Origin of the sequence: Streptomyces herbicida, assembly GCF_032656585.1 — a bacterium.
Classification (GTDB): domain Bacteria; phylum Actinomycetota; class Actinomycetes; order Streptomycetales; family Streptomycetaceae; genus Streptomyces; species Streptomyces herbicida.
On the sequence record NZ_JAUYWJ010000005.1, the window covers coordinates 115,424 to 133,607 of the forward strand.

Here is an 18,184-nt window from a genome sequence, read left to right on the forward strand (position 1 = left end):
GCGACACGGCCGGGGTGTCAGCGCGCCTCGGCGGCCTTCAGCTGCTCCTGCGTCGGGGCCGTACCGCCCAGGTGGGCCGGCAGCCACCAGGAGTCCTCCGTGCCCTTGGGGCGTGCGGGGTAGGCGCGCTGTGCGGCCTCCAGGAGCTCCTGGACCGCCTCGCGCAGCCGGCGGGTGATGGCGCCGGCGTACTGGTCGCGGGAGGCCTCGACCGCCTCGCCGACGCGGATGGTGACGGGGGTGTGGCTGCGCTTGAAGTTGCGCGGGTGGCCCTTGGTCCACAGCCGCTGCGTGCCCCACACCGCCATCGGGACGAGCGGGACGCCCGCCTCCTGGGCGAGGCGCGCGGCGCCCGACTTGAAGCTCTTCAGGGTGAAGGACTGCGAGATCGTGGCCTCCGGGAAGACGCCGATGATCTCGCCGGAGCGCAGCGAGTCCAGCGCGTGCGCGTATGCCGCCTCGCCCTGCTTGCGGTCCACCGGGATGTGCTTCATCCCGCGCATCAGCGGACCGGAGATCTTGTGGCGGAAGACCGACTCCTTCGCCATGAAGCGCACCAGACGCTTTTGCGGGAGGGCCGCCAGGCCGTTGAAGATGAAGTCCAGGTAGCTGATGTGATTGCTCACCAGCACGGCGCCGCCCGAGCGCGGGATGTTCTCCGAGCCCTTGCAGTCGATCTTGAGGTCCCAGGCCTTGAACATCGTCAGGGCGAGACCGACGACGGGACGGTAGACCAGCTCTGCCATGGGCGGGGTGGACCCTTTCTGCTCTGCCTGGGAAAGGGATCCCGGCGGGAAGTTACGCAGCCGTAGGTTTACGGCGTCTCGCAGATCGTGCCCGAAGAACGGGCGGGTAGCCAGTCCTGGTGCCGCGGTTCGGCGAGATCCTCGTCACGTCGGCCTACGATCCACCTCGGTTGTTTAAACCGCCATTGCCTCACGCGTACCGTGACCCGCCGATGAGCGGCACGGGGAACTCGTCGGGGAGGCGGGAATCATTGCAGGCTGATGAATGCTTGTGCGGGTGAGGACCGGACTTCGGCGGAGCGGGAGAGTGCGGGTGCGCGGGCGGGACGAGGGGAAGCGGTTCGGGGCCGCCGAGTTGGGCGGCGAGCTCGGGCAGCGGGCCACGCTCGTGCAGTTCTCAAGCGCCTTCTGCGCGCCCTGCCGGGCGACCCGGCGCATCCTCGCCGAGGTGGCCGGGATGGTGCCCGGCGTCACGCACGTCGAGATCGACGCCGAGGCCCATCTGGACCTCGTACGCGCATGGGAGATCCTCAGGACACCCACCGTGCTGGTGCTCGACGGCGACGGACGGGTGGTGCGGCGTGCCGTCGGACAGCCCCGCAAGGCCGATGTGATAGCGGCGCTGGGAGAGGCGGTCTGACGGCCGTGCGGATGACGGTGAGGCACCTCCCATATCCCGGAACGTACTTGACTGTGCGCGCCACCTATCGTCAGCCTGACCCCATGGCAACGGAAATCCTTCTCGTCGGGCGGGTCCACGTCGACCTCGCCCGTACCGCGAGCGCGCGCTGTCCGGGCTGTTGAGCAGCAACGGATCCGCTCGCCCCCTTTCGCAGAAGGACAACTCCATGACGGCAACGCCCGATCTCCGCTCTCCCCAGCTCGCCTCCCCCGATCTGCTGCGCTCCGCCTTCCGGCGGCATGCCGCCGGTGTCGCGGTGATCACAGCCCGCGGTGCCGGGGGACCGGTCGGCTTCACCGCCACTTCCCTCACCTCCGTCTCGGCCGACCCGCCGCTGCTCTCGTTCGGCATCGGCACCGGCGCCTCCAGTTGGCCCGCCATATCGACGGCCGACCACGTCGGCGTCCATGTACTCGGTGAGCACCAGAGCGAGCTGGCCGCCACCTTCGCCCGCAGCGGCGCCGACCGCTTTGGCGCGCCCACCGCCTGGCGTGAGGGACCCGAGGGCGTGCCCGTGCTCGACGACGTCCTGGTGTGGCTGGTCTGCCGGATCGTGGGCCGCGTGCCGGCCGGGGACCACCGCATCGTGCTCGCCGAGGTCGTCCTCGGCGACCCCGCGGGCACGGGCCGGCCGCTCCTGTACCACCAGGGCCGGTTCAACGGTCTGCGCGATTGATCACTGCCCGCCCGGCCTGCGGAGCAGTCGGATTCCGGTTACGCTGCGTTGCGAAGGTCACAGTTCAAAGCGCTTGCTTAGCGGGAATGAACTGGGTGTACTGGCGAGTAATATTTCGTTCGGAGCGCGCGGCCGCCCCGACCGGGATCGGCCGCTTCAGGCGCCTATGCTGCCTGCAAGAGGCAGCCCAGAAATGACGATGCAGTAGGAGAGCCGGCGTGAGCTTGAGGATCGTTGTCACTGTGAAGTACGTGCCCGACGCCACTGGCGACCGGCACTTCGCCGATGACCTGACCGTCGATCGTGACGACGTGGACGGTCTGCTCTCCGAGCTGGACGAGTATGCGGTCGAGCAGGCGCTGCAGATCGCCGAGAACTCCGACGACGACGTCGAGGTCACGGTCCTGACGGTCGGCCCGGAGGGCGCCAAGGACGCGCTGCGCAAGGCGCTTTCGATGGGCGCCGACAAGGCCGTCCACGTCGAGGACGACGACCTGCACGGCACGGACGCCATCGGCACCTCCCTGGTGCTGGCCAAGGCCATCGAGAAGGCCGGCTTCGACCTGGTGATCTCCGGCATGGCCTCCACCGACGGCACCGCCGGTGTGGTCCCCGCCCTGCTGGCCGAGCGTCTGGGCGTCCCGCAGGTCACCCTGCTGTCCGAGGTCTCCGTCGAGGACGGCACGGTCAAGGGCCGCCGTGACGGCGACGCCGCCTCCGAGCAGCTCGAGGCGCAGCTCCCGGCCGTCGTGTCCGTCACCGACCAGTCGGGTGAGGCGCGCTACCCCTCCTTCAAGGGCATCATGGCCGCCAAGAAGAAGCCGGTGGAGTCCTGGGACCTGTCCGACCTGGACATCGAGGCCGAGGAGGTCGGTCTCGACGGCGCCTGGACCAAGGTCGAGACCGCGGCCGCGCGTCCGGCCCGCACGGCCGGCACGATCGTCAAGGACGAGGGCGAGGGCGGCAAGCAGCTCGCTGAGTTCCTCGCGAGCCAGAAGTTCATCTAGGGCTCGCCCCCGCTGACCGCCCCTCAACTTTCGTACGCAGGAGAGCAATCCCATGGCTGAAGTCCTCGTCTACGTCGACCACCTGGACGGTGCCGTCCGCAAGCCCACCCTGGAGCTGCTGACCCTCGCCCGCCGCGTCGGCGAGCCCGTCGCCGTCGCGCTGGGCAACGGCGCCGCCGACACCGCCGCCACGCTCGCCGAGCACGGCGCCGTGAAGGTCCTCACCCACGAGGCGTCCGAGTACGCCGACTACCTGGTCGTCCCGAAGGTGGACGCCCTCCAGGCCGCCTACGAGGCCGTCTCCCCGGCCGCCGTGCTGGTCTCGTCCTCCGCGGAGGGCAAGGAGATCGCCGCCCGTCTGGCGCTGCGCATCGGTTCCGGCATCATCACCGACGCCGTCGACCTCGAGGCCGGCGACGAGGGCCCGGTGGCCACCCAGTCGGTGTTCGCCGCGTCCTTCACCACCAAGTCCCGTGTCATCAAGGGCACCCCGGTCATCACGGTCAAGCCGAACTCGGCCGCCGTCGAGGCCGCCCCGGCCGCCGGTGCGGTCGAGGCCCTGTCCGTCTCGTTCTCCGAGAAGGCGACCGGCACCAAGGTCACCGCCCGCACGCCGCGTGAGTCGACCGGCCGCCCGGAGCTGACCGAGGCCGCGATCGTGGTCTCCGGCGGCCGTGGCGTCAACGGTGCCGAGAACTTCTCGATCATCGAGGCCCTCGCCGACTCCCTCGGCGCGGCCGTCGGCGCCTCGCGTGCCGCGGTGGACGCCGGCTGGTACCCGTACACCAACCAGGTCGGCCAGACCGGCAAGTCGGTCTCGCCGCAGCTGTACATCGCCAACGGCATCTCCGGCGCGATCCAGCACCGTGCCGGTATGCAGACCTCCAAGACGATCGTGGCCGTCAACAAGGACCCCGAGGCCCCGATCTTCGACCTGGTCGACTACGGCGTCGTCGGCGACCTGTTCGACGTCGTCCCGCAGCTGACCGAGGAGATCAAGACCCGCAAGGGCTGATCACCTCCGGGCGTACGAGGCCCCCGTGACCGCGCGCCGGTCACGGGGGCCTCGGCTCATCCCAGGGTCAGCCACGCCTGCACGGGCAGGTGGTCGCTCGGGAACTGGCCGCTCCTGGAGAAGGTGTCGATGGAGGCCCTCTGGACCGTGGCGCCCGCAGGGGCCAGGATCCAGTCGATGCGGTCACCGTTCGGGGTGAGCGGTTTGTAGCCGTGGAAGGTGCCGTACAGCGCGCTGCGTTCGGCGGCGGTGTCCCAGCTGTCGACCAGACCGGCGCCCAGCATCGTGTCGTAGACCGGGTTCTTGTGTGCGGCGACGTTGAAGTCCCCGGTCACCATGATCGGCAGGCGGCGGTCGAGAGCGGTGATGCGCTGGGCCATGAGGGCGGCGCTGCGTTCGCGCGCGTACTGGCTCGCGTGGTCGAAGTGGGTGTTGAGGACGTAGAACTCCCGCCCGCCGTCGCGCAGGTCGCGGAACCGGATCCAGGTGACGATGCGGGGGAACGCGGCGCCCCAGGTGTTCGAGCGGATCACCTCCGGGGTGTCGGAGAGCCAGAAGGTGTAGTGCTCGGCCGGGGACAGGCGCCGGGTGTCGTAGAAGATCGCCGCGGACTCGTCGCGGCTGCCGCCCTCGCGGCCGGTCCCGATCCAGTCGTACTGCGGTCCGAGGTCGGCGTCGATGTCGCGCAGTTGCTGGTAGAGGCCTTCCTGGGTGCCGATGACGTGGGGCTGCTCGCGGCGCAGGAGTTCGCGCATCACCGGCCTGCGCACGGTCCAGCTGTTGGGTTCGGCGGTGCTCGCGAAGCGCAGGTTGAAGGACATGATCCCCAGGCGGTGGGCCCGGTGTTCCTCGGCCGAGGCGGACGAGGCGGACAGTGCTGTACTGGAGAGGGGGACGGTGACGGCTGCGGCCAGCGCGACCTTGAGGCCCAGGCGGCGCGTGACTCGGCTGTGGTTCGGCACACGGGCTCCTTCGGTGGAACGGCCGGGTGACTCGAGCGGACGAAAGTGTGACACCGCGGGATGAGTTGGGCGTGAACATGGCGAGATGGTGGAGTGGCACTCCCTGGACGTGGTGTTGACCATCCCGAACATCCCCGGATAACTTCATTCTACGGATTGTTGATTCCGTAGAGCGGAAATATGGAGGGTGTGGGATGGGCCAGGGCCAGCAGGAGAAGGTGGCGACAAGCCTCGCGGGCGCTGTCAGCGAGGAGATCAGTGCCTCCCTCGCGCCGGTCGACGCCGAGCTGGAGCGCCGCTATCCCGGAGACCCCGGCACCCGCCAGCCCGTCCACACCGTGTACGTCCCCGGTGACGTCTTCGCCGCCGACACCATCCGCTCCTGGGGCGGACAGGCGCTCGCCGCCCTGGACGAACACGCCCCGAACGCCGCTTCCTTCGCCGCCGTCCTCGGCCTCACCGACGAGCTCGCCGAGCCGGTGTACTCCCGCGTTCGCGCCAAGCTGGAGCGTGAACCGATCGAGGACCTGCGGGTCGACTTCGAGGACGGCTACGGCCCCCGCCCGGACGCGGAGGAGGACGAGGCGGCCGCCCGCGCGGCCCGGCTGATCGCGCAGGCGTACGAGAACGGCACGGCGGCCCCGTACATGGGCATCCGCATGAAGTGCATGGAGGCCGCGGTGCGCGACCGGGGCATCCGCACCCTCGACATCTTCCTCACCGGTCTGCTGGAGGCGGGCGGACTGCCCGGCGGACTGGCCCTCACCCTGCCGAAGGTGACCTACGCCGAGCAGGTCACCGCCATGGTCCGGCTTCTGGAGGCCTTCGAGAAGGCGCGCGGCCTCGAGCCCGGCAGGATCGGCTTCGAGATCCAGATCGAGACCAGCCAGTCCATCCTCGCCACCGACGGCACCGCCACCGTGGCCCGGATGATCCAGGCCGCCGAGGGCCGTGCCACCGGTCTGCACTACGGCACCTTCGACTACAGCGCCTGCCTCGGGGTCTCCGCCGCCTACCAGGCCGGCGACCACCCGGCCGCCGACCACGCCAAGGCGATCATGCAGGTCGCGGCGGCGGGCACGGGCGTACGGGTCTCGGACGGCTCGACCAATGTGCTGCCGGTCGGCCCGACCGAGAAGGTCCACGCCGCCTGGCGGCTGCACTACGGCCTCACCCGGCGAGCCCTGGCACGGGCGTACTACCAGGGCTGGGACATGCACCCCGGCCACATCCCCACCCGGTACGCGGCCGTCTTCGCCTTCTACCGCGAGGGCTTCGAGCAGGCGGCCGCCCGTCTCGCCCGCTACGCCAACCGGACCGGCGGCGACGTCATGGACGAGCCCGCCACGGCCAAGGCCCTCAGCGGCTATCTGCTGCGCGGTCTGGACTGCGGTGCGCTCGACATCGCCGAGGTGGCCAGGCTGACCGGTCTGACCCGGGCCGACCTGGAAGGCTTCGCGTCGCCGCGCCGGGGTGATCTGACGGCCTCCGCCAAGTAGCGGACCGCAGCCAGTCCGTGTGAGTCAGTCCTTTGCGGCGGGCCAGGGCCGCCGCAGGCTTCTGCTGTGCCCGGGCCGGACGTACCGTTCGAGCCCGGACGCCGTCACCCACTTGTGCTCGGCGAAGAGCCTCGTGCCCCGTAGGCACAGTGCGGCGTCGGCGCGTGCCCGGGCGCAGAAGTCCTCCGGCGTGCCCCCGAACAGCTCTCGCAACGGGGCCGACCCGGCCAGGAGTTCGGTGAGCAGCGGCCGCTGCCCCGGGTGGGCGCGGGGCGCGCCGGAGCCGTTGCGCAGGACGCCGCGCCGGTTGACGTACGCGTACGCGCCGGGGAGCGTTCCGCCGTCGGACAGCTCGATCCGTACGTCCGGCGAGGGCAGCCAGGCGCGGTCGTAGTTGCCGTCCCGCAGGGGTACGCCCTCGCTGGCGTCGATCACGGTCAGCTGCCGGGCGTCGAGCCAGATGACGAACAACTCGCGTGCACATTGCGGTGATGCGACGGGCGAGGCGGAGACATATCCCAGACGGCTGACGTGCGCGGAGACGCCGACGCCGAGTCCCGTGACCCGGGTCCGCACCATCGGGACGGGAGTGGTGATCCCGGACTCGGCCATCTTGTGGCGCAGTTGAGCGGCGCAGGCGTTGGAGCCGACCGAGAGAACCGGCACCCGGTCCTCGTGCACCAGGCGGTCGAGCGGCAGTATCCGGTCACCGTGCAGGAGCCCGGAGTCCTCCGGCCAGGCGCCCGGATACGTCAGCGGATGGTCGCGCGGCGCCCGCGCGAGGCCCAGTTCCTCCAGGGTGCGGCCCGTCATCCGCGGCTCAGTCCGCCGGCGGCAGCTCGCCCGAGCCGCGGGTGATCAGCCGCGTCGGCAGCTCGATGCGCTCCGGGGTGACGAGCGTCCCGTCCAGCTGGCGGAAGAGGCGCTCGGCGGCGGTGCGGCCGAGGGCGGCCGAGTCCTGGGCGATCACCGTGACGCCCGGCTGGAGCAGGTCGGCGAGCTCGATGTCGTCGAAGCCGACGAAGGCGACCCGGCGGGACTGCTCGGCGAGGACGCGGATGACGGTGACCGTCACCCGGTTGTTGCCCGCGAACACCGCGGTGACCGGAGCGGGGCCGCAGAGCATCTCCTCCGCGGCCCGGCGCACCCGCTCCGGGTTTGTGGCACCGAGGGACATCCAGGTGTCCTCGACAGGTATCCCCGCGTCCTCCATGGCCGCCCGGTAGCCGCGCAGACGCTCGGCCGCCGTGTGAATGCGGGGCATGTCGCCGATGAACCCGATCCGGCGGTGGCCGTGGGCGATCAGATGGGCGACACCGGCGCGGGCGCCGCCGTAGTTGTCGGACAGGACCACATCGGCGTCGATCTTCCCGGCCGGGCGGTCCACGAACACGGTCGCCACGCCCGCCTTGATCTCCGGCTCCAGATAGCGGTGGTCGTCCCCGGCAGGGATGATCACCAGTCCGTCCACCCGCCGAGCGCACAGCGCCAGCGCCAACTCCTGCTCGCGGTCGGGGTCCTCGGCGCTGGAACCGTTGATCAGCAGCGCCCCGTGGGCGCGGGCCACCTCCTCGACCGCGCGGCTGAGCGGGCCGTAGAAGGGGTCGGCGAGGTCCTCCAGCACCAGCCCGATGCTCGCGGTACGGCCCTTGCGCAGCACCCTCGCGCTGTCGTTGCGGCGGAAGCCGAGCGCTTCGATGGCCTCCTGGACCCGGCGCTCGGTGTCCGGGGTGACGCCGGGCTCACCGTTGACCACGCGCGACACCGTTTTCAGCCCGACTCCGGCTCGCGCGGCGACGTCCTTCATGGTCGGACGGTTGCCGTACCGGGTCCCGGAGTGGCGGTCGGGGAGGCCGGCGGCGCGGCGGGTGGTCTCGGGCACGATGCGGTGTCCTGTCCTGTCGTCCACGGGGATGCGTCGGTCCATGGGTTTGTATGAGGATGTGGCGTCGAGCATAGAGCCTGGACAACGTTGTCAGATGCGGGAGACACTGTCCATCGCAATCACCGGCCTGCGCCCCCATCGCTTGACCGGCCTGCCTTGCTCACGGTTGACGGGGAGATCTGACTCTGATGCACACCGACCTCGTGGCGGCGCTCGACATCGGCGGCACCAAGATTGCCGGCGCGCTGGTGGACGGCCACGGACGGATCCAGGTGCGCGCGCAGCGCGCGACGCCCGCCAAGGAGGACGGCGAAACCGTCATGCGGGCCGTGGAGGAGGTGTTCGCAGAGCTCACCGACTCGCCCCTATGGGGACGGGCGGGCTCCATCGGCATCGGCAGCGCGGGACCGGTGGACGCCTCGGCGGGCACCGTGAGTCCGGTGAACGTGCCCGGCTGGCGGGACTTCCCGCTCGTGCAGCGGGTGCGTGCGGCCACCGGCGGCCTGCCGGTCGAGCTGATCGGCGACGGCGTGGCGATCACGGCCGCCGAGCACTGGCAGGGCGCCGCCCGCGGTCACGACAACGCGCTGTGCATGGTGGTCTCGACCGGCGTCGGCGGCGGCCTGGTCCTGAACGGCCGGCTGCATCCCGGACCCACCGGCAACGCGGGCCACATCGGCCACATCAGTGTCGACCTCGACGGCGATCCGTGCCCGTGCGGCTCGCGGGGCTGCGTCGAGCGCATCGCCAGCGGCCCCAACATCGCCCGGCGCGCACGGGAGGACGGCTGGCGGCCCGGCGCGGACGGCGACACCTCCGCCGCGGCGGTGGCCGCCGCCGCCCGGGCCGGCGACCCGGTCGCCGTGGCTTCCTTCGAGCGTGCGGCGCAGGCGCTCGCCGCCGGAATCGCGGCCACCGCGACACTCGTCGAGATCGACATCGCGGTGATCGGCGGGGGCGTGGGCAAGGCGGGCGACGTCCTGTTCACACCGCTGCGCAAGGCCCTGGCCGACTACGCGACCCTGTCCTTCGTGCAGCGCCTGACGGTGACACCGGCTCAGATGGGCACGGACGCGGGCCTGGTGGGCGCGGCGGCCGCGGCGCTGGCCCGGCGGCCGGACGCGACGGCGGCCGGGGTCTGACGCCGGACACGGTGGCGGGAGACCGGGCACGCAGGAACGTTTGGCTTCCGCCGACAGACCGGGCTCTGCTCGGGTTCGTCGCGTTCCCGCCGGCCGCCGGCCCCGTGACTCGCCCACGGGGCCGAGGGCGCACCGGCCTGCTGCCGTGGCGCAACGGGGGCAGACTCGGTCAGGTGTCGGCCACGGGATTCGAGCAGCTGCACGGCGCGTTGTGGCCGGGCAAGCAGCACGAGCTCAAGGAGCGGCAGTCCGCACTGCTGCTCCGGGACGACGACGAGGACGGAGCACCCCCGCACAGGCCGACGATCGACCTGGAGAGCGGAACCGCGGTGATCCGCGTGACTCCCGACGGCCTGCGTAGTTGAACGGGGCATGAAGAAGCGCAGCATGCTCGCCATCGCCTCCCTCGCCACCGGGTTCGTCGTGGCCGCGATCACCCCCTCCCATGGTGAGGACACCCACGCCGTCAGTGACCTGAACGTGTCGGACACGGTCGACACGGTGGGCAACCTCGTCAGCCAGGAGAGTCTCGCCGTCGACGACAACGCCCTGGGACAGGAGTAGAAACACACACAGGCGCTGTGCGGTGCCGGGGCCCCGTCGCGGGGCGCCGGCGCCCCGTTCGCACGCCCTCAGCTGGGGCTGGTTTCCATGGCAGTGTGGAGCGGGCAAGCCACAGGGGGCCAACAGAAGAGGGGGAGTCCGTGACCGTCGTCTGGATCAACGGCGCGTTCGGTGCGGGGAAGACCACCACCGCACGGGAACTGATCGAACTGATCCCGAACAGCACGCTCTTCGACCCGGAGGTCATCGGCGGAGCGCTCACACACCTGCTCCCGCCCAAGCACCTCGCCGAGGTCGGCGACTTCCAGGACCTGCCGATCTGGCGGCGACTCGTGATCGACACCGCAGCAGCGATGCTCGCCGAGCTCGGCGGAACCCTGGTGGTCCCGATGACCTTGCTGCGCCAGGAGTACCGCGACGAGATCTTCGGCGGCCTCGCCGCGCGCCGCATCACCGTCCGGCACATCCTGCTCGCCCCGGCGGAAACGATCCTGCGGGAGCGAATAGCCGGACGGGAGGTCCCGCCGGACCTCCCCGACGGCGAGTTGCGGCAACGGCAGTGGGCGTACGACCACATCGAGCCGTACCGCGCCGCGCTCGCCTCCTGGCTCACCGCCGACGCCCACCCCGTCGACACCGGTGCCCTCACCCCGTACGAGACGGCCGTCCGCATCGCCGAGGCCGTCAGCAGCGGTGCCGTCGCCGCTTGCGACATCGTGCAGACCCCGGAGCCCACCGCCGAGACCCTCGCCGCGGGCGTGCTCCTCTTCGACGAACAGGACCGTGTGCTGCTCGTCGACCCCACCTACAAGCCCGGCTGGGAGTTCCCGGGCGGGGTGGTCGAGCGCGGCGAGGCCCCGGCGCGTGCCGGCATGCGCGAGGTTGCCGAGGAGACCGGGATTCGGCTGGAGGACGTGCCGCGGCTGCTCGTCGTGGACTGGGAGCAGCCGGTGCCCCCGGGCTTCGGCGGCCTGCGGCTGCTCTTCGACGGCGGCCGGCTCGACTCGGCCGAGACCGGCCGGCTGCTGCTGCCGGGTCCCGAACTGCGCGACTGGCGCTTCGTCACCGAGCAGGAGGCCGCCGACCTGCTGCCGCCAGTCCGCTACCAGCGGCTGTGCTGGGCGTTGCGGGCACGTGAGCGCGGGGCCGCGCTGTATCTGGAGGCGGGCGTTCCGGTCGGCTGAGACCGGATGGCTCCGGCGCGGTAGTGGCAGAGCCCAGGGTCAGTGCGGACTTGCGTAGGTGTCCGCCGCTTTGCGCAGCACCGCCGAAGCCCCACCGGTGACAGGATCGCCGTGGCCGAAACAGGCCAGGTCCGCGTCCAGGTCCGCCAACCGGTGGAAGGAGGCGACGGCCCGATCCCGGTCGAGGTTGAACATCCCCGGCATCACCGACCCGGTCACCGGTGCCGCGGCCACCGCGTCCCCCGTGAACAGCACCCCGTGCTCAGGTAGTTGGAGGGCGATGCTGCCGTCGGTGTGACCCGGGACGTGGACGACACGGGCTCCGTCGCCGAAGTCGAGGACATCGCCGTCGGACAGTTCGGTGACCCGCTCCGGGCGTTCCGGATCGCCCCTGGGCAGATGCTTCGCGGCCTCGGCGTGGATCGGCAGCTCCCAGTCCTCGAAGACCGGCGGTGGGCCGGGTGCCGCACCCCTGACGAACGGCGCGTCCAGCCTGTGAGCCAGCACCTCGGCGCCGGTCGGCGCGGCCAACTCGCCCGCCCCGCCCGCGTGATCCTCGTGAAAGTGGGTGAGCACGATCCGGCGTACGTCCGACGGGGCTCGCCCGAGGGCCCGGACCGCGTCGGCGATCAGCCGGCCGGAGCCGATCGGGCCGGCGTCGATCAGCGTCAACTCGTCGCCGTCGCGCCAGAGATAGGCCTGGCCGACCGGGAAGCGCAGGAGATGGAGACGGGGAAGGAGTTCGAGGACGTCCATGCGCCGACCGTAGGGAGGGCCCTCGCCCGCGGGCGAGGGCCCTCTGCTGTGGGCAGAGAGGTTCAGCCCGCCGCGTAGTTCCGCAGGAACAGGGCCTCGGCCACCGACAGCCGCTCCAGCTCCTCGGGGGAGACGCTCTCGTTGACCGCGTGGATCTGGGCCTCGGGCTCGCTCAGGCCGATGAGCAGGATCTCCGCCTCCGGGTAGAGGCCCGCGAGGGTGTTGCACAGCGGGATGGAGCCGCCCTGACCGGCGTACTGCATCGTCTCGCCCGGGTAGGCGACCCCCATCGCGTCCGCCATCGCCTGGTACGCCGGGCTGCCGGTGTCGGCGCGGAACGCCTGGCCCTGACCGACCTGCTCGGTGCGCACCCGGGCGCCCCACGGCGTGTGCGCCTCCACGTGCGCCTGGAGCAGCTTGGTGGCCTCGGCCGCGTCGACACCCGGCGGCACCCGCAGGCTGACCAGGGCGCGGGCGCTCGAGTGCACGGACGGGGTGGCGCCGACGACCGGTGGGCAGTCGATGCCGATGACCGTGACGGCCGGGCTGGCCCAGATGCGGTCGGCGACCGGGCCGTTGCCGATCAGCCCCACGCCGTCCAGCACCTTGGCGTCGGTGCGGAACTGCTGCTCGGTGTACTCCAACCCCTCCCACCGGGTCTCGGGGTCGAGCCCGTCGACCGTCGTCGAGCCGTCCTCGGCGCGCAGCGAGTCCAGGACGCGGACCAGCGCTGCCAGCGCGTCCGGGGCGGCACCGCCGAACTGGCCGGAGTGCAGATTGCCCTCGAGGGTGTCGATCTGCACGCGGAGCAGGGTCATACCGCGCAGCGTGGTGGTGACCGTCGGCAGGCCGACGCGGAAGTTGCCCGCGTCGCCGATCACGATCGTGTCGGCCCGCAGCAGCTCGGGGTGCTGCTCGGCGTACCGCTCCAGGCCGCCCGTGCCCATCTCCTCCGAGCCCTCGGCGATCACCTTGATGTGGACCGGGACGCCGCCGTTCGCCTTGAGGGCGCGCAGCGCGAGGAGGTGCATGAGCACGCCGCCCTTGCAGTCGGCGGCCCCGCGGCCGTACCAGCGGCCGTCGCGCTCGGTCAGCTCGAAGGGCGGGGTGGTCCAGGCGGACTCGTCCAGCGGCGGCTGCACGTCGTAGTGGGCGTAGAGCAGGACCGTCTTGGCACCCTCCGGGCCGGGGAGGTGGCCGTACACCGACTGCGTGCCGTCCGGGGTGTCGAGCAGGGCCACGTCCTCGAAGCCCTCGGCGCGCAGCGCGTCGGCGATCCAGTTCGCGGCGCCCTCGCTCTCGCTCCTCGGGAACTGGTCGAAGTCCGCCACCGACTTGAAGGCCACCAGCTCGGTGAGCTCCGCCTTCGCCCTGGGCAGCAGCGAGGCGACGGTCTCGGCGACCGGATTCGACGACATGGGCACGCTCCTTGTGGGTGCGACGTTGTACCTCTGGGTAGACCCGATCCTCCCACAGCGGCCTGCGGCGACCTCCGCCGTAGGATGCGGGGGACAGGGGCGGCAGACGGCGTGATCGGAGCAGCAGACCATCGTGAGCAGCGAAAACTCTTCGGCGGACGGCGTGCAGCGGGTGTGGGACGTCGTCGTGGTGGGCGCGGGCCCCGCGGGGGCCTCGGCGGCCTACGCGGCTGCGGTCACGGGACGGCGCGTGCTGTTGCTGGAGAAGGCCGAGCTGCCCCGCTACAAGACCTGCGGCGGGGGCATCATCGGCCCCTCGCGCGACGCGCTGCCGCCCGGCTTCGAGCTGCCCTTCCGGGACCGGGTGCACGCGGTCACCTTCTCGAACAACGGACGCTTCACCCGTACCCGACGCTCCAAGCAGATGCTTTTCGGGCTGATCAACCGGCCCGAGTTCGACCAGCAGCTGGTCGAGCACGCGCAGAAGGCGGGTGCCGAGCTGCGTACGGGCGTCACGGTGTCGCGGGTCGAGCAGCACGGCTCGGCGGTGCCGGACCGGCGCACGGTCGCCGTCGTGCTGCAGGGCGGCGAGACGCTGCTGGCCCGGGCGGTGGTGGGCGCCGACGGCAGCGCCGGCCGCATAGGAGCGCACGTCGGGGTGAAGCTGGAGCAGGTCGACCTCGGCCTGGAGTCGGAGATCCCGGTGCCCGAGACGGTCGCGGAGGACTGGAAGGGACGGGTCCTCATCGACTGGGGCCCGATGCCCGGCAGTTACGGCTGGGTCTTCCCCAAGGGGGACACGCTCACGGTAGGTGTGATCTCGGCGCGCGGCGAAGGCGCCGCCACCAAGCGGTACTTGGAGGACTTCGTCGCCCGGCTGGGCCTCGCCGGCTTCGAACCGAGCATCTCCTCCGGCCACTTGACCCGCTGCCGGGCCGACGACTCGCCGCTGTCCCGCGGCCGGGTGCTCGTCTGCGGTGACGCGGCGGGGCTGCTGGAGCCGTGGACCCGCGAGGGCATCTCCTTCGCGCTGCGGTCGGGGCGGCTCGCGGGGGAGTGGGCGGTCCGGATCGCCGAGGCCCACGACGCCGTGGACACCCGCCGCCAGGCCCTGAACTACGCGTTCGCGATCAAGGCGGGGCTGGGCGTCGAGATGAGCGTCGGCAGGCGGCTGCTGGCGGTGTTCGAGCGCCGTCCCGGCCTGTTCCATGCGGCGCTGACGAGCTTCCGCCCCGCATGGAACGCCTTCAAGGACATCACCCGGGGCTCGACGTCCCTGGGCGAGCTCGTCCGCACCCACCCCATGGCCCAGCGCGCCCTGACCGCGCTGGACCGGCGCCAAGCCATGGCCCCGGCCACGCCCTCGCCCTCGGGGGACACGGTCAGCTCGTGACCGTGATCCGGAAGACCGGGTGGTCGGGGGCGATACGGCGCATCTCCGCGTCGGGGGAGTCGGGGCCGACCCCGTCGAAGAAGATGCCGACCTCGGCCTTCCAGCGCTTCAGGTAGGCGCGCAGGAGCGGGACCTTGTCCTCGTCGGGAATCTCGGTCGCGGTGAACACGTCCACGTTCTTGCCCAGCCGCAGCTCACCGCCGCCGGCCGCGCGCATGTTGTGCGTCCACTGGACGTGGCCGCGCGGGGCGAGCAGGTACTGCTGCCCGTCCAGGGTCAGCAGGTTAACGGGGGTGGTCCGCCACTCGCCGCTCTTGCGGCCGCGCACCGCCAGGACCCGGGAGCCCCACACGCTGACGCCGCGACGGGTCAGCCATGCGACGAAGCGGTTGAAGACGTTGACGGTGAACCAGCCGGGCTTCTTGACGTGCGTGGACATGGCGACCCCCTGCGGATGGGAGAGCGGGCGCTCTCACTGTTTGCGAGAGCAGTGCTCTCGTTCGAGATGAGTGTGCACCCGCCGGGCGCTCCAGTGCAAGAGCGGTGCTCTCTTTTGTGTGCAGTGCTCTCGCTTCGTGGCAGACTGCTTCCCATGACCAAAGCAGGAGGCGCCCGCGCGCGGGCCAGGATCGAAGTGACCGCGGCCATCAAGGACGAGGCGCGCAGACAGCTGGCGGCTCAGGGTGCGGCCAAGCTGTCGCTGCGGGCCGTGGCGCGCGAGCTCGGCATGGTCTCCTCCGCGCTGTACCGCTACTTCCCCAGCCGCGACGACCTGCTGACCGCGCTCATCATCGACGCGTACGACTCCCTCGGCGAGGCCGCCGAGGCCGCCGCGGCCGAGGTCCGGGACGCCGCCCCCGCCGAGCGCTGGGTCGCCGTGTGCGAGGCGGTGCGCCGCTGGGCGCTCGCGCAGCCGCACGAGTACGCGCTCATCTACGGCTCGCCGGTGCCCGGCTATGCGGCACCCGAGGCGACCATCCCGCCCGCGTCCCGGGTGGGTGTCCTGCTCATCGGCGTCGTCCGCGAGACGTACGAGCGGCGCGGTGTGGCCCGTACGCCGCTGCCCGCCGAGCTGGAGCCCGAGGCCCGGCGCATGGCCGCCGACCTGGCCCCCGACCTGCCTCCGGAGGTGATCGTGGCCCTGGTCGCGGCCTGGGCGCAGCTGTACGGCCTGGTCGGGTTCGAGTTGTTCGGGCAGTTCAGCAGGGTGGTGGAGGACCGTGAGGCGTTCTTCCGGCACGCGGCGGCCCGGCTCGCCCACGGTGTGGGCCTGGTCCTCCCCCATGCTCCGCACGACTAGTCCCGTGGTCCCGGCCGGCGCCGACTAGTCCTGCTCCCGCGGGATCAGGACGACCTTGCCGGCCACCGTGCCGGACTCGGCCAGCCGCATGGCCTCCGCGACGTCCGTGAGCGGCAGCCGGGCGGCGATCCTGGCGGTGACCTCGCCGCGCTGGAGGGCGTGGAACACCTCGGTGAGGTCTGCGCCCAGGCGGGACCGGAAGCGGTCCTTGCTCAGGGCGCGGCCGGCCCAGACGTTGAAGAAGTACGCGTGGCGGCCGTTGGGCAGCGCGTTCCACAGCCACACCCGGCCGAGGATCTTCAGGACGGGCCACTGCTTGGAGCCCGTGTCGTCCCGGGTCGCGGCGCTGCCGTAGGAGACGAGCGTGCCGCCGGGTGCGAGCAGTTGCCAGGAGTCGATCACGCTGCGGCCTCCGACGTGGTCGAAGACGGCGTCGACCCCGCCGGGGGCGAGTTCGCGGACCCGGGCCGGGATGTCCTCGGTGCGGTAGTCGACGGGAGTCACGCCCAGTTGGCGCAGCGCGTCGTGATGGCGGGCCGACGCCGTACCGATCACCTTCAGGCCGGCCGCCAGTGCCAACTGGACCAGGACGGTGCCGACACCGCCGTTGGCCCCGTGGACCAGGATCGTCCCGCCGCTGCGCACACGGGCCTTGCGGTGGAGCATCTGCCAGGCGGTGATGCCGTTGACCACCAGGGTCTCCGCCTCCGCCGCGTCGATGCCGGCCGGTACCTCCACCGCGTCGGCGGCGTCGAGCACCACATGGCTGGCCCAGCCGCCCACCTTCACCAGGGCCGCCACCCGCTTGCCGACGAGGCCGGGAGCGACACCGGGACCGGCCGTCAGCACCGTGCCGACCAGGTCGTAGCCGGGCACGAACGGGAAGGGCGGCTGGTCGTAGTAACGGCCGCGGCGCATCTGCTGCTCCGCGAAGGAGACCCCGGTGGCCTCCACCCGGACCACGATCTGCCCGGTGCCCGCGGCCGGTACGTCCCGGCGCCGCAACTGGAGCTCCTCCGGTTCGACCGTTCCCGGCAGGACGACCTCGACGAGTTCCGTGCTTCCCATGACGACCTCCGTTTAGAGCCACTCGTTTGCGTTAGAAGCTATAACTAACATGACGGTCGATAGCGTGAGTGTCAAGCCCTCGCGAGAACGTCTGTTATTGGCTATCGCCACAGTGATAGCTTGAAACGAACCTGACGGAGAGGAGCGTGATGGCGATGGCAGGCGCGGCGAGCCCTCGCGAGCGGTACCGCAGCCAGGTGCGTGCGGAGATCAAGGCGCGGGCCTGGGAACAGATCGGCACGGCGGGAGCGACGGGGCTCTCCCTCAACGCCATCGCCAAGGAGCTGGGCATGAGCGGCCCGGCTCTCTACCGGTACTTCGGCGGCCGGGACGAACTGATCACCGAGCTGATCCGCGACGCCTACCGCAGCCTGGCGGACACCTTCCGCGCCGCCGCCGACTCGGACGGCGGCCTGCCCGGTCTCGCGCACGCGCTGCGCCGCTGGGCGCTCGCGGACCCGCAGCGATATTTCCTGGTCTACGGCACGCCGGTCCCCGGCTATCACGCCCCCGACGACATCACGGCGATCGCCCAGGAGATCATGGCCGCGCTGCTCGACGTGTGCGTGGCCGCGGGGGCCGAAGCCCACGGACCCGACGCCTTCGACGCCCACCGCCGCGACGCCTTCGACGCCCACCTCGCGGACCACCGGCAGTGGGCGGCGGGCCACCCGGCCCCGCCCGCGGCCCTGCACCGGGCGCTGGTGTGCTGGACCCGTCTGCACGGGCACCTCTCGCTGGAGCTCGCGGGCCATTTCACCGGCATGGGATTCGACCCCGAGCTGCTGTTCGCCGCCGAGGTGGACGAGCTGGCGGGCGGTCACTGATCACGCCGGCGGGCGTACTCCCCGGGGAGTACGTGTGATCACCTCGCCCGGCTGACGTCC

Annotated in this window: 20 protein-coding genes; 12 read left to right on the forward strand and 8 right to left on the reverse strand. The window is 71.6% G+C overall.

Annotation, left to right across the window (positions count from 1 at the left end):
- Nucleotides 1–17: 17 nt before the first annotated feature.
- Nucleotides 18–746, reverse strand: coding sequence for a lysophospholipid acyltransferase family protein (locus Q8A52_RS12770; protein WP_316751228.1), 729 nt, complete (start codon nucleotides 744–746; stop codon nucleotides 18–20).
- Between the two features lie 265 nt (nucleotides 747–1,011).
- Here Q8A52_RS12770 and Q8A52_RS12775 point away from each other — a divergent pair, with 265 nt between their 5' ends.
- The 4 genes from Q8A52_RS12775 (at nucleotide 1,012) to Q8A52_RS12790 (ending at nucleotide 4,126) form a co-directional block, all read left to right on the forward strand.
- Complete coding sequence (locus Q8A52_RS12775) at nucleotides 1,012–1,386, forward strand: thioredoxin family protein (RefSeq protein WP_316751230.1); 375 nt, start codon at nucleotides 1,012–1,014, stop codon at nucleotides 1,384–1,386.
- A gap of 208 nt (nucleotides 1,387–1,594) precedes the next feature.
- A complete protein-coding gene (locus Q8A52_RS12780) occupies nucleotides 1,595–2,104 on the forward strand; it encodes a flavin reductase family protein (protein ID WP_316751232.1) in 510 nt (169 codons plus the stop codon).
- A gap of 218 nt (nucleotides 2,105–2,322) precedes the next feature.
- Nucleotides 2,323–3,111, forward strand: a complete 789-nt coding sequence (locus Q8A52_RS12785) for an electron transfer flavoprotein subunit beta/FixA family protein (RefSeq protein ID WP_316751234.1) — start codon at nucleotides 2,323–2,325, stop codon at nucleotides 3,109–3,111.
- Nucleotides 3,112–3,163: 52 nt separating this feature from the next.
- On the forward strand, nucleotides 3,164–4,126 hold the full coding sequence (locus Q8A52_RS12790; RefSeq protein ID WP_316751235.1) for an electron transfer flavoprotein subunit alpha/FixB family protein: 963 nt from the start codon (nucleotides 3,164–3,166) through the stop codon (nucleotides 4,124–4,126).
- A gap of 56 nt (nucleotides 4,127–4,182) precedes the next feature.
- Here the strand turns inward: Q8A52_RS12790 and Q8A52_RS12795 are convergent, their stop codons facing one another.
- Complete coding sequence (locus Q8A52_RS12795) at nucleotides 4,183–5,088, reverse strand: endonuclease/exonuclease/phosphatase family protein (protein ID WP_316751237.1); 906 nt, start codon at nucleotides 5,086–5,088, stop codon at nucleotides 4,183–4,185.
- A 194-nt stretch (nucleotides 5,089–5,282) separates the two neighbouring features.
- On the opposite strand from Q8A52_RS12795, the gene Q8A52_RS12800 reads away from it, so the two are divergent.
- Nucleotides 5,283–6,587 carry a DUF6986 family protein gene (locus tag Q8A52_RS12800; protein ID WP_316751239.1) on the forward strand — a complete coding sequence of 435 codons (1,305 nt, stop codon included), beginning with the start codon at nucleotides 5,283–5,285 and terminating at the stop codon, nucleotides 6,585–6,587.
- 24 nt (nucleotides 6,588–6,611) lie between these two features.
- On the opposite strand, the gene Q8A52_RS12805 is transcribed toward Q8A52_RS12800, so the two are convergent.
- Together Q8A52_RS12805 and Q8A52_RS12810 are read right to left on the reverse strand one after the other, a co-directional pair.
- Entirely contained in the window at nucleotides 6,612–7,400 is a 789-nt protein-coding gene (locus tag Q8A52_RS12805) for a hypothetical protein (RefSeq protein WP_316751241.1), read from the reverse strand.
- 7 nt (nucleotides 7,401–7,407) lie between these two features.
- Entirely contained in the window at nucleotides 7,408–8,514 is a 1,107-nt protein-coding gene (locus tag Q8A52_RS12810; protein ID WP_316751243.1) for a LacI family DNA-binding transcriptional regulator, read from the reverse strand.
- A 146-nt stretch (nucleotides 8,515–8,660) separates the two neighbouring features.
- Here Q8A52_RS12810 and Q8A52_RS12815 point away from each other — a divergent pair, with 146 nt between their 5' ends.
- The 4 genes from Q8A52_RS12815 to Q8A52_RS12830 all read left to right on the forward strand — a co-directional run bounded on the left by Q8A52_RS12815 (nucleotide 8,661) and on the right by Q8A52_RS12830 (nucleotide 11,362).
- Nucleotides 8,661–9,614 (forward strand): ROK family protein, encoded by a 954-nt coding sequence (locus Q8A52_RS12815; protein ID WP_316751245.1) that lies wholly within the window; start codon nucleotides 8,661–8,663, stop codon nucleotides 9,612–9,614.
- A 104-nt stretch (nucleotides 9,615–9,718) separates the two neighbouring features.
- Nucleotides 9,719–9,979: a DUF6191 domain-containing protein gene (locus Q8A52_RS12820; RefSeq protein WP_316751247.1), complete on the forward strand. Its 261-nt coding sequence runs from the start codon at nucleotides 9,719–9,721 to the stop codon at nucleotides 9,977–9,979.
- Nucleotides 9,980–9,986: 7 nt separating this feature from the next.
- A complete protein-coding gene (locus Q8A52_RS12825; RefSeq protein ID WP_316751249.1) occupies nucleotides 9,987–10,178 on the forward strand; it encodes a hypothetical protein in 192 nt (63 codons plus the stop codon).
- Nucleotides 10,179–10,318: 140 nt separating this feature from the next.
- Nucleotides 10,319–11,362: an NUDIX hydrolase gene (locus tag Q8A52_RS12830; protein WP_316751251.1), complete on the forward strand. Its 1,044-nt coding sequence runs from the start codon at nucleotides 10,319–10,321 to the stop codon at nucleotides 11,360–11,362.
- A gap of 39 nt (nucleotides 11,363–11,401) precedes the next feature.
- On the opposite strand, the gene Q8A52_RS12835 is transcribed toward Q8A52_RS12830, so the two are convergent.
- Together Q8A52_RS12835 and Q8A52_RS12840 are read right to left on the reverse strand one after the other, a co-directional pair.
- The gene (locus Q8A52_RS12835; RefSeq protein WP_316751253.1) at nucleotides 11,402–12,118 is read right to left on the reverse strand and encodes an MBL fold metallo-hydrolase; all 717 of its coding nucleotides are present in this window, start codon (nucleotides 12,116–12,118) and stop codon (nucleotides 11,402–11,404) included.
- A gap of 62 nt (nucleotides 12,119–12,180) precedes the next feature.
- Nucleotides 12,181–13,536 (reverse strand): dipeptidase, encoded by a 1,356-nt coding sequence (locus tag Q8A52_RS12840; RefSeq protein WP_316751255.1) that lies wholly within the window; start codon nucleotides 13,534–13,536, stop codon nucleotides 12,181–12,183.
- A gap of 133 nt (nucleotides 13,537–13,669) precedes the next feature.
- Here Q8A52_RS12840 and Q8A52_RS12845 point away from each other — a divergent pair, with 133 nt between their 5' ends.
- A complete protein-coding gene (locus Q8A52_RS12845) occupies nucleotides 13,670–14,929 on the forward strand; it encodes a geranylgeranyl reductase family protein (protein ID WP_316751256.1) in 1,260 nt (419 codons plus the stop codon).
- On the opposite strand, the gene Q8A52_RS12850 is transcribed toward Q8A52_RS12845, so the two are convergent.
- The gene (locus tag Q8A52_RS12850) at nucleotides 14,919–15,368 is read right to left on the reverse strand and encodes a nitroreductase family deazaflavin-dependent oxidoreductase (protein WP_316751258.1); all 450 of its coding nucleotides are present in this window, start codon (nucleotides 15,366–15,368) and stop codon (nucleotides 14,919–14,921) included. The two genes, Q8A52_RS12845 and Q8A52_RS12850, sit on opposite strands and share 11 nt — an antisense overlap.
- 153 nt (nucleotides 15,369–15,521) lie before the next feature.
- Here Q8A52_RS12850 and Q8A52_RS12855 point away from each other — a divergent pair, with 153 nt between their 5' ends.
- On the forward strand, nucleotides 15,522–16,229 hold the full coding sequence (locus Q8A52_RS12855) for a TetR/AcrR family transcriptional regulator (protein ID WP_316751260.1): 708 nt from the start codon (nucleotides 15,522–15,524) through the stop codon (nucleotides 16,227–16,229).
- A gap of 24 nt (nucleotides 16,230–16,253) precedes the next feature.
- Here the strand turns inward: Q8A52_RS12855 and Q8A52_RS12860 are convergent, their stop codons facing one another.
- The gene (locus Q8A52_RS12860; protein WP_316751262.1) at nucleotides 16,254–17,297 is read right to left on the reverse strand and encodes a medium chain dehydrogenase/reductase family protein; all 1,044 of its coding nucleotides are present in this window, start codon (nucleotides 17,295–17,297) and stop codon (nucleotides 16,254–16,256) included.
- 149 nt (nucleotides 17,298–17,446) lie between these two features.
- On the opposite strand from Q8A52_RS12860, the gene Q8A52_RS12865 reads away from it, so the two are divergent.
- On the forward strand, nucleotides 17,447–18,124 hold the full coding sequence (locus Q8A52_RS12865) for a TetR/AcrR family transcriptional regulator (RefSeq protein ID WP_316751264.1): 678 nt from the start codon (nucleotides 17,447–17,449) through the stop codon (nucleotides 18,122–18,124).
- Nucleotides 18,125–18,184: the final 60 nt, after the last annotated feature.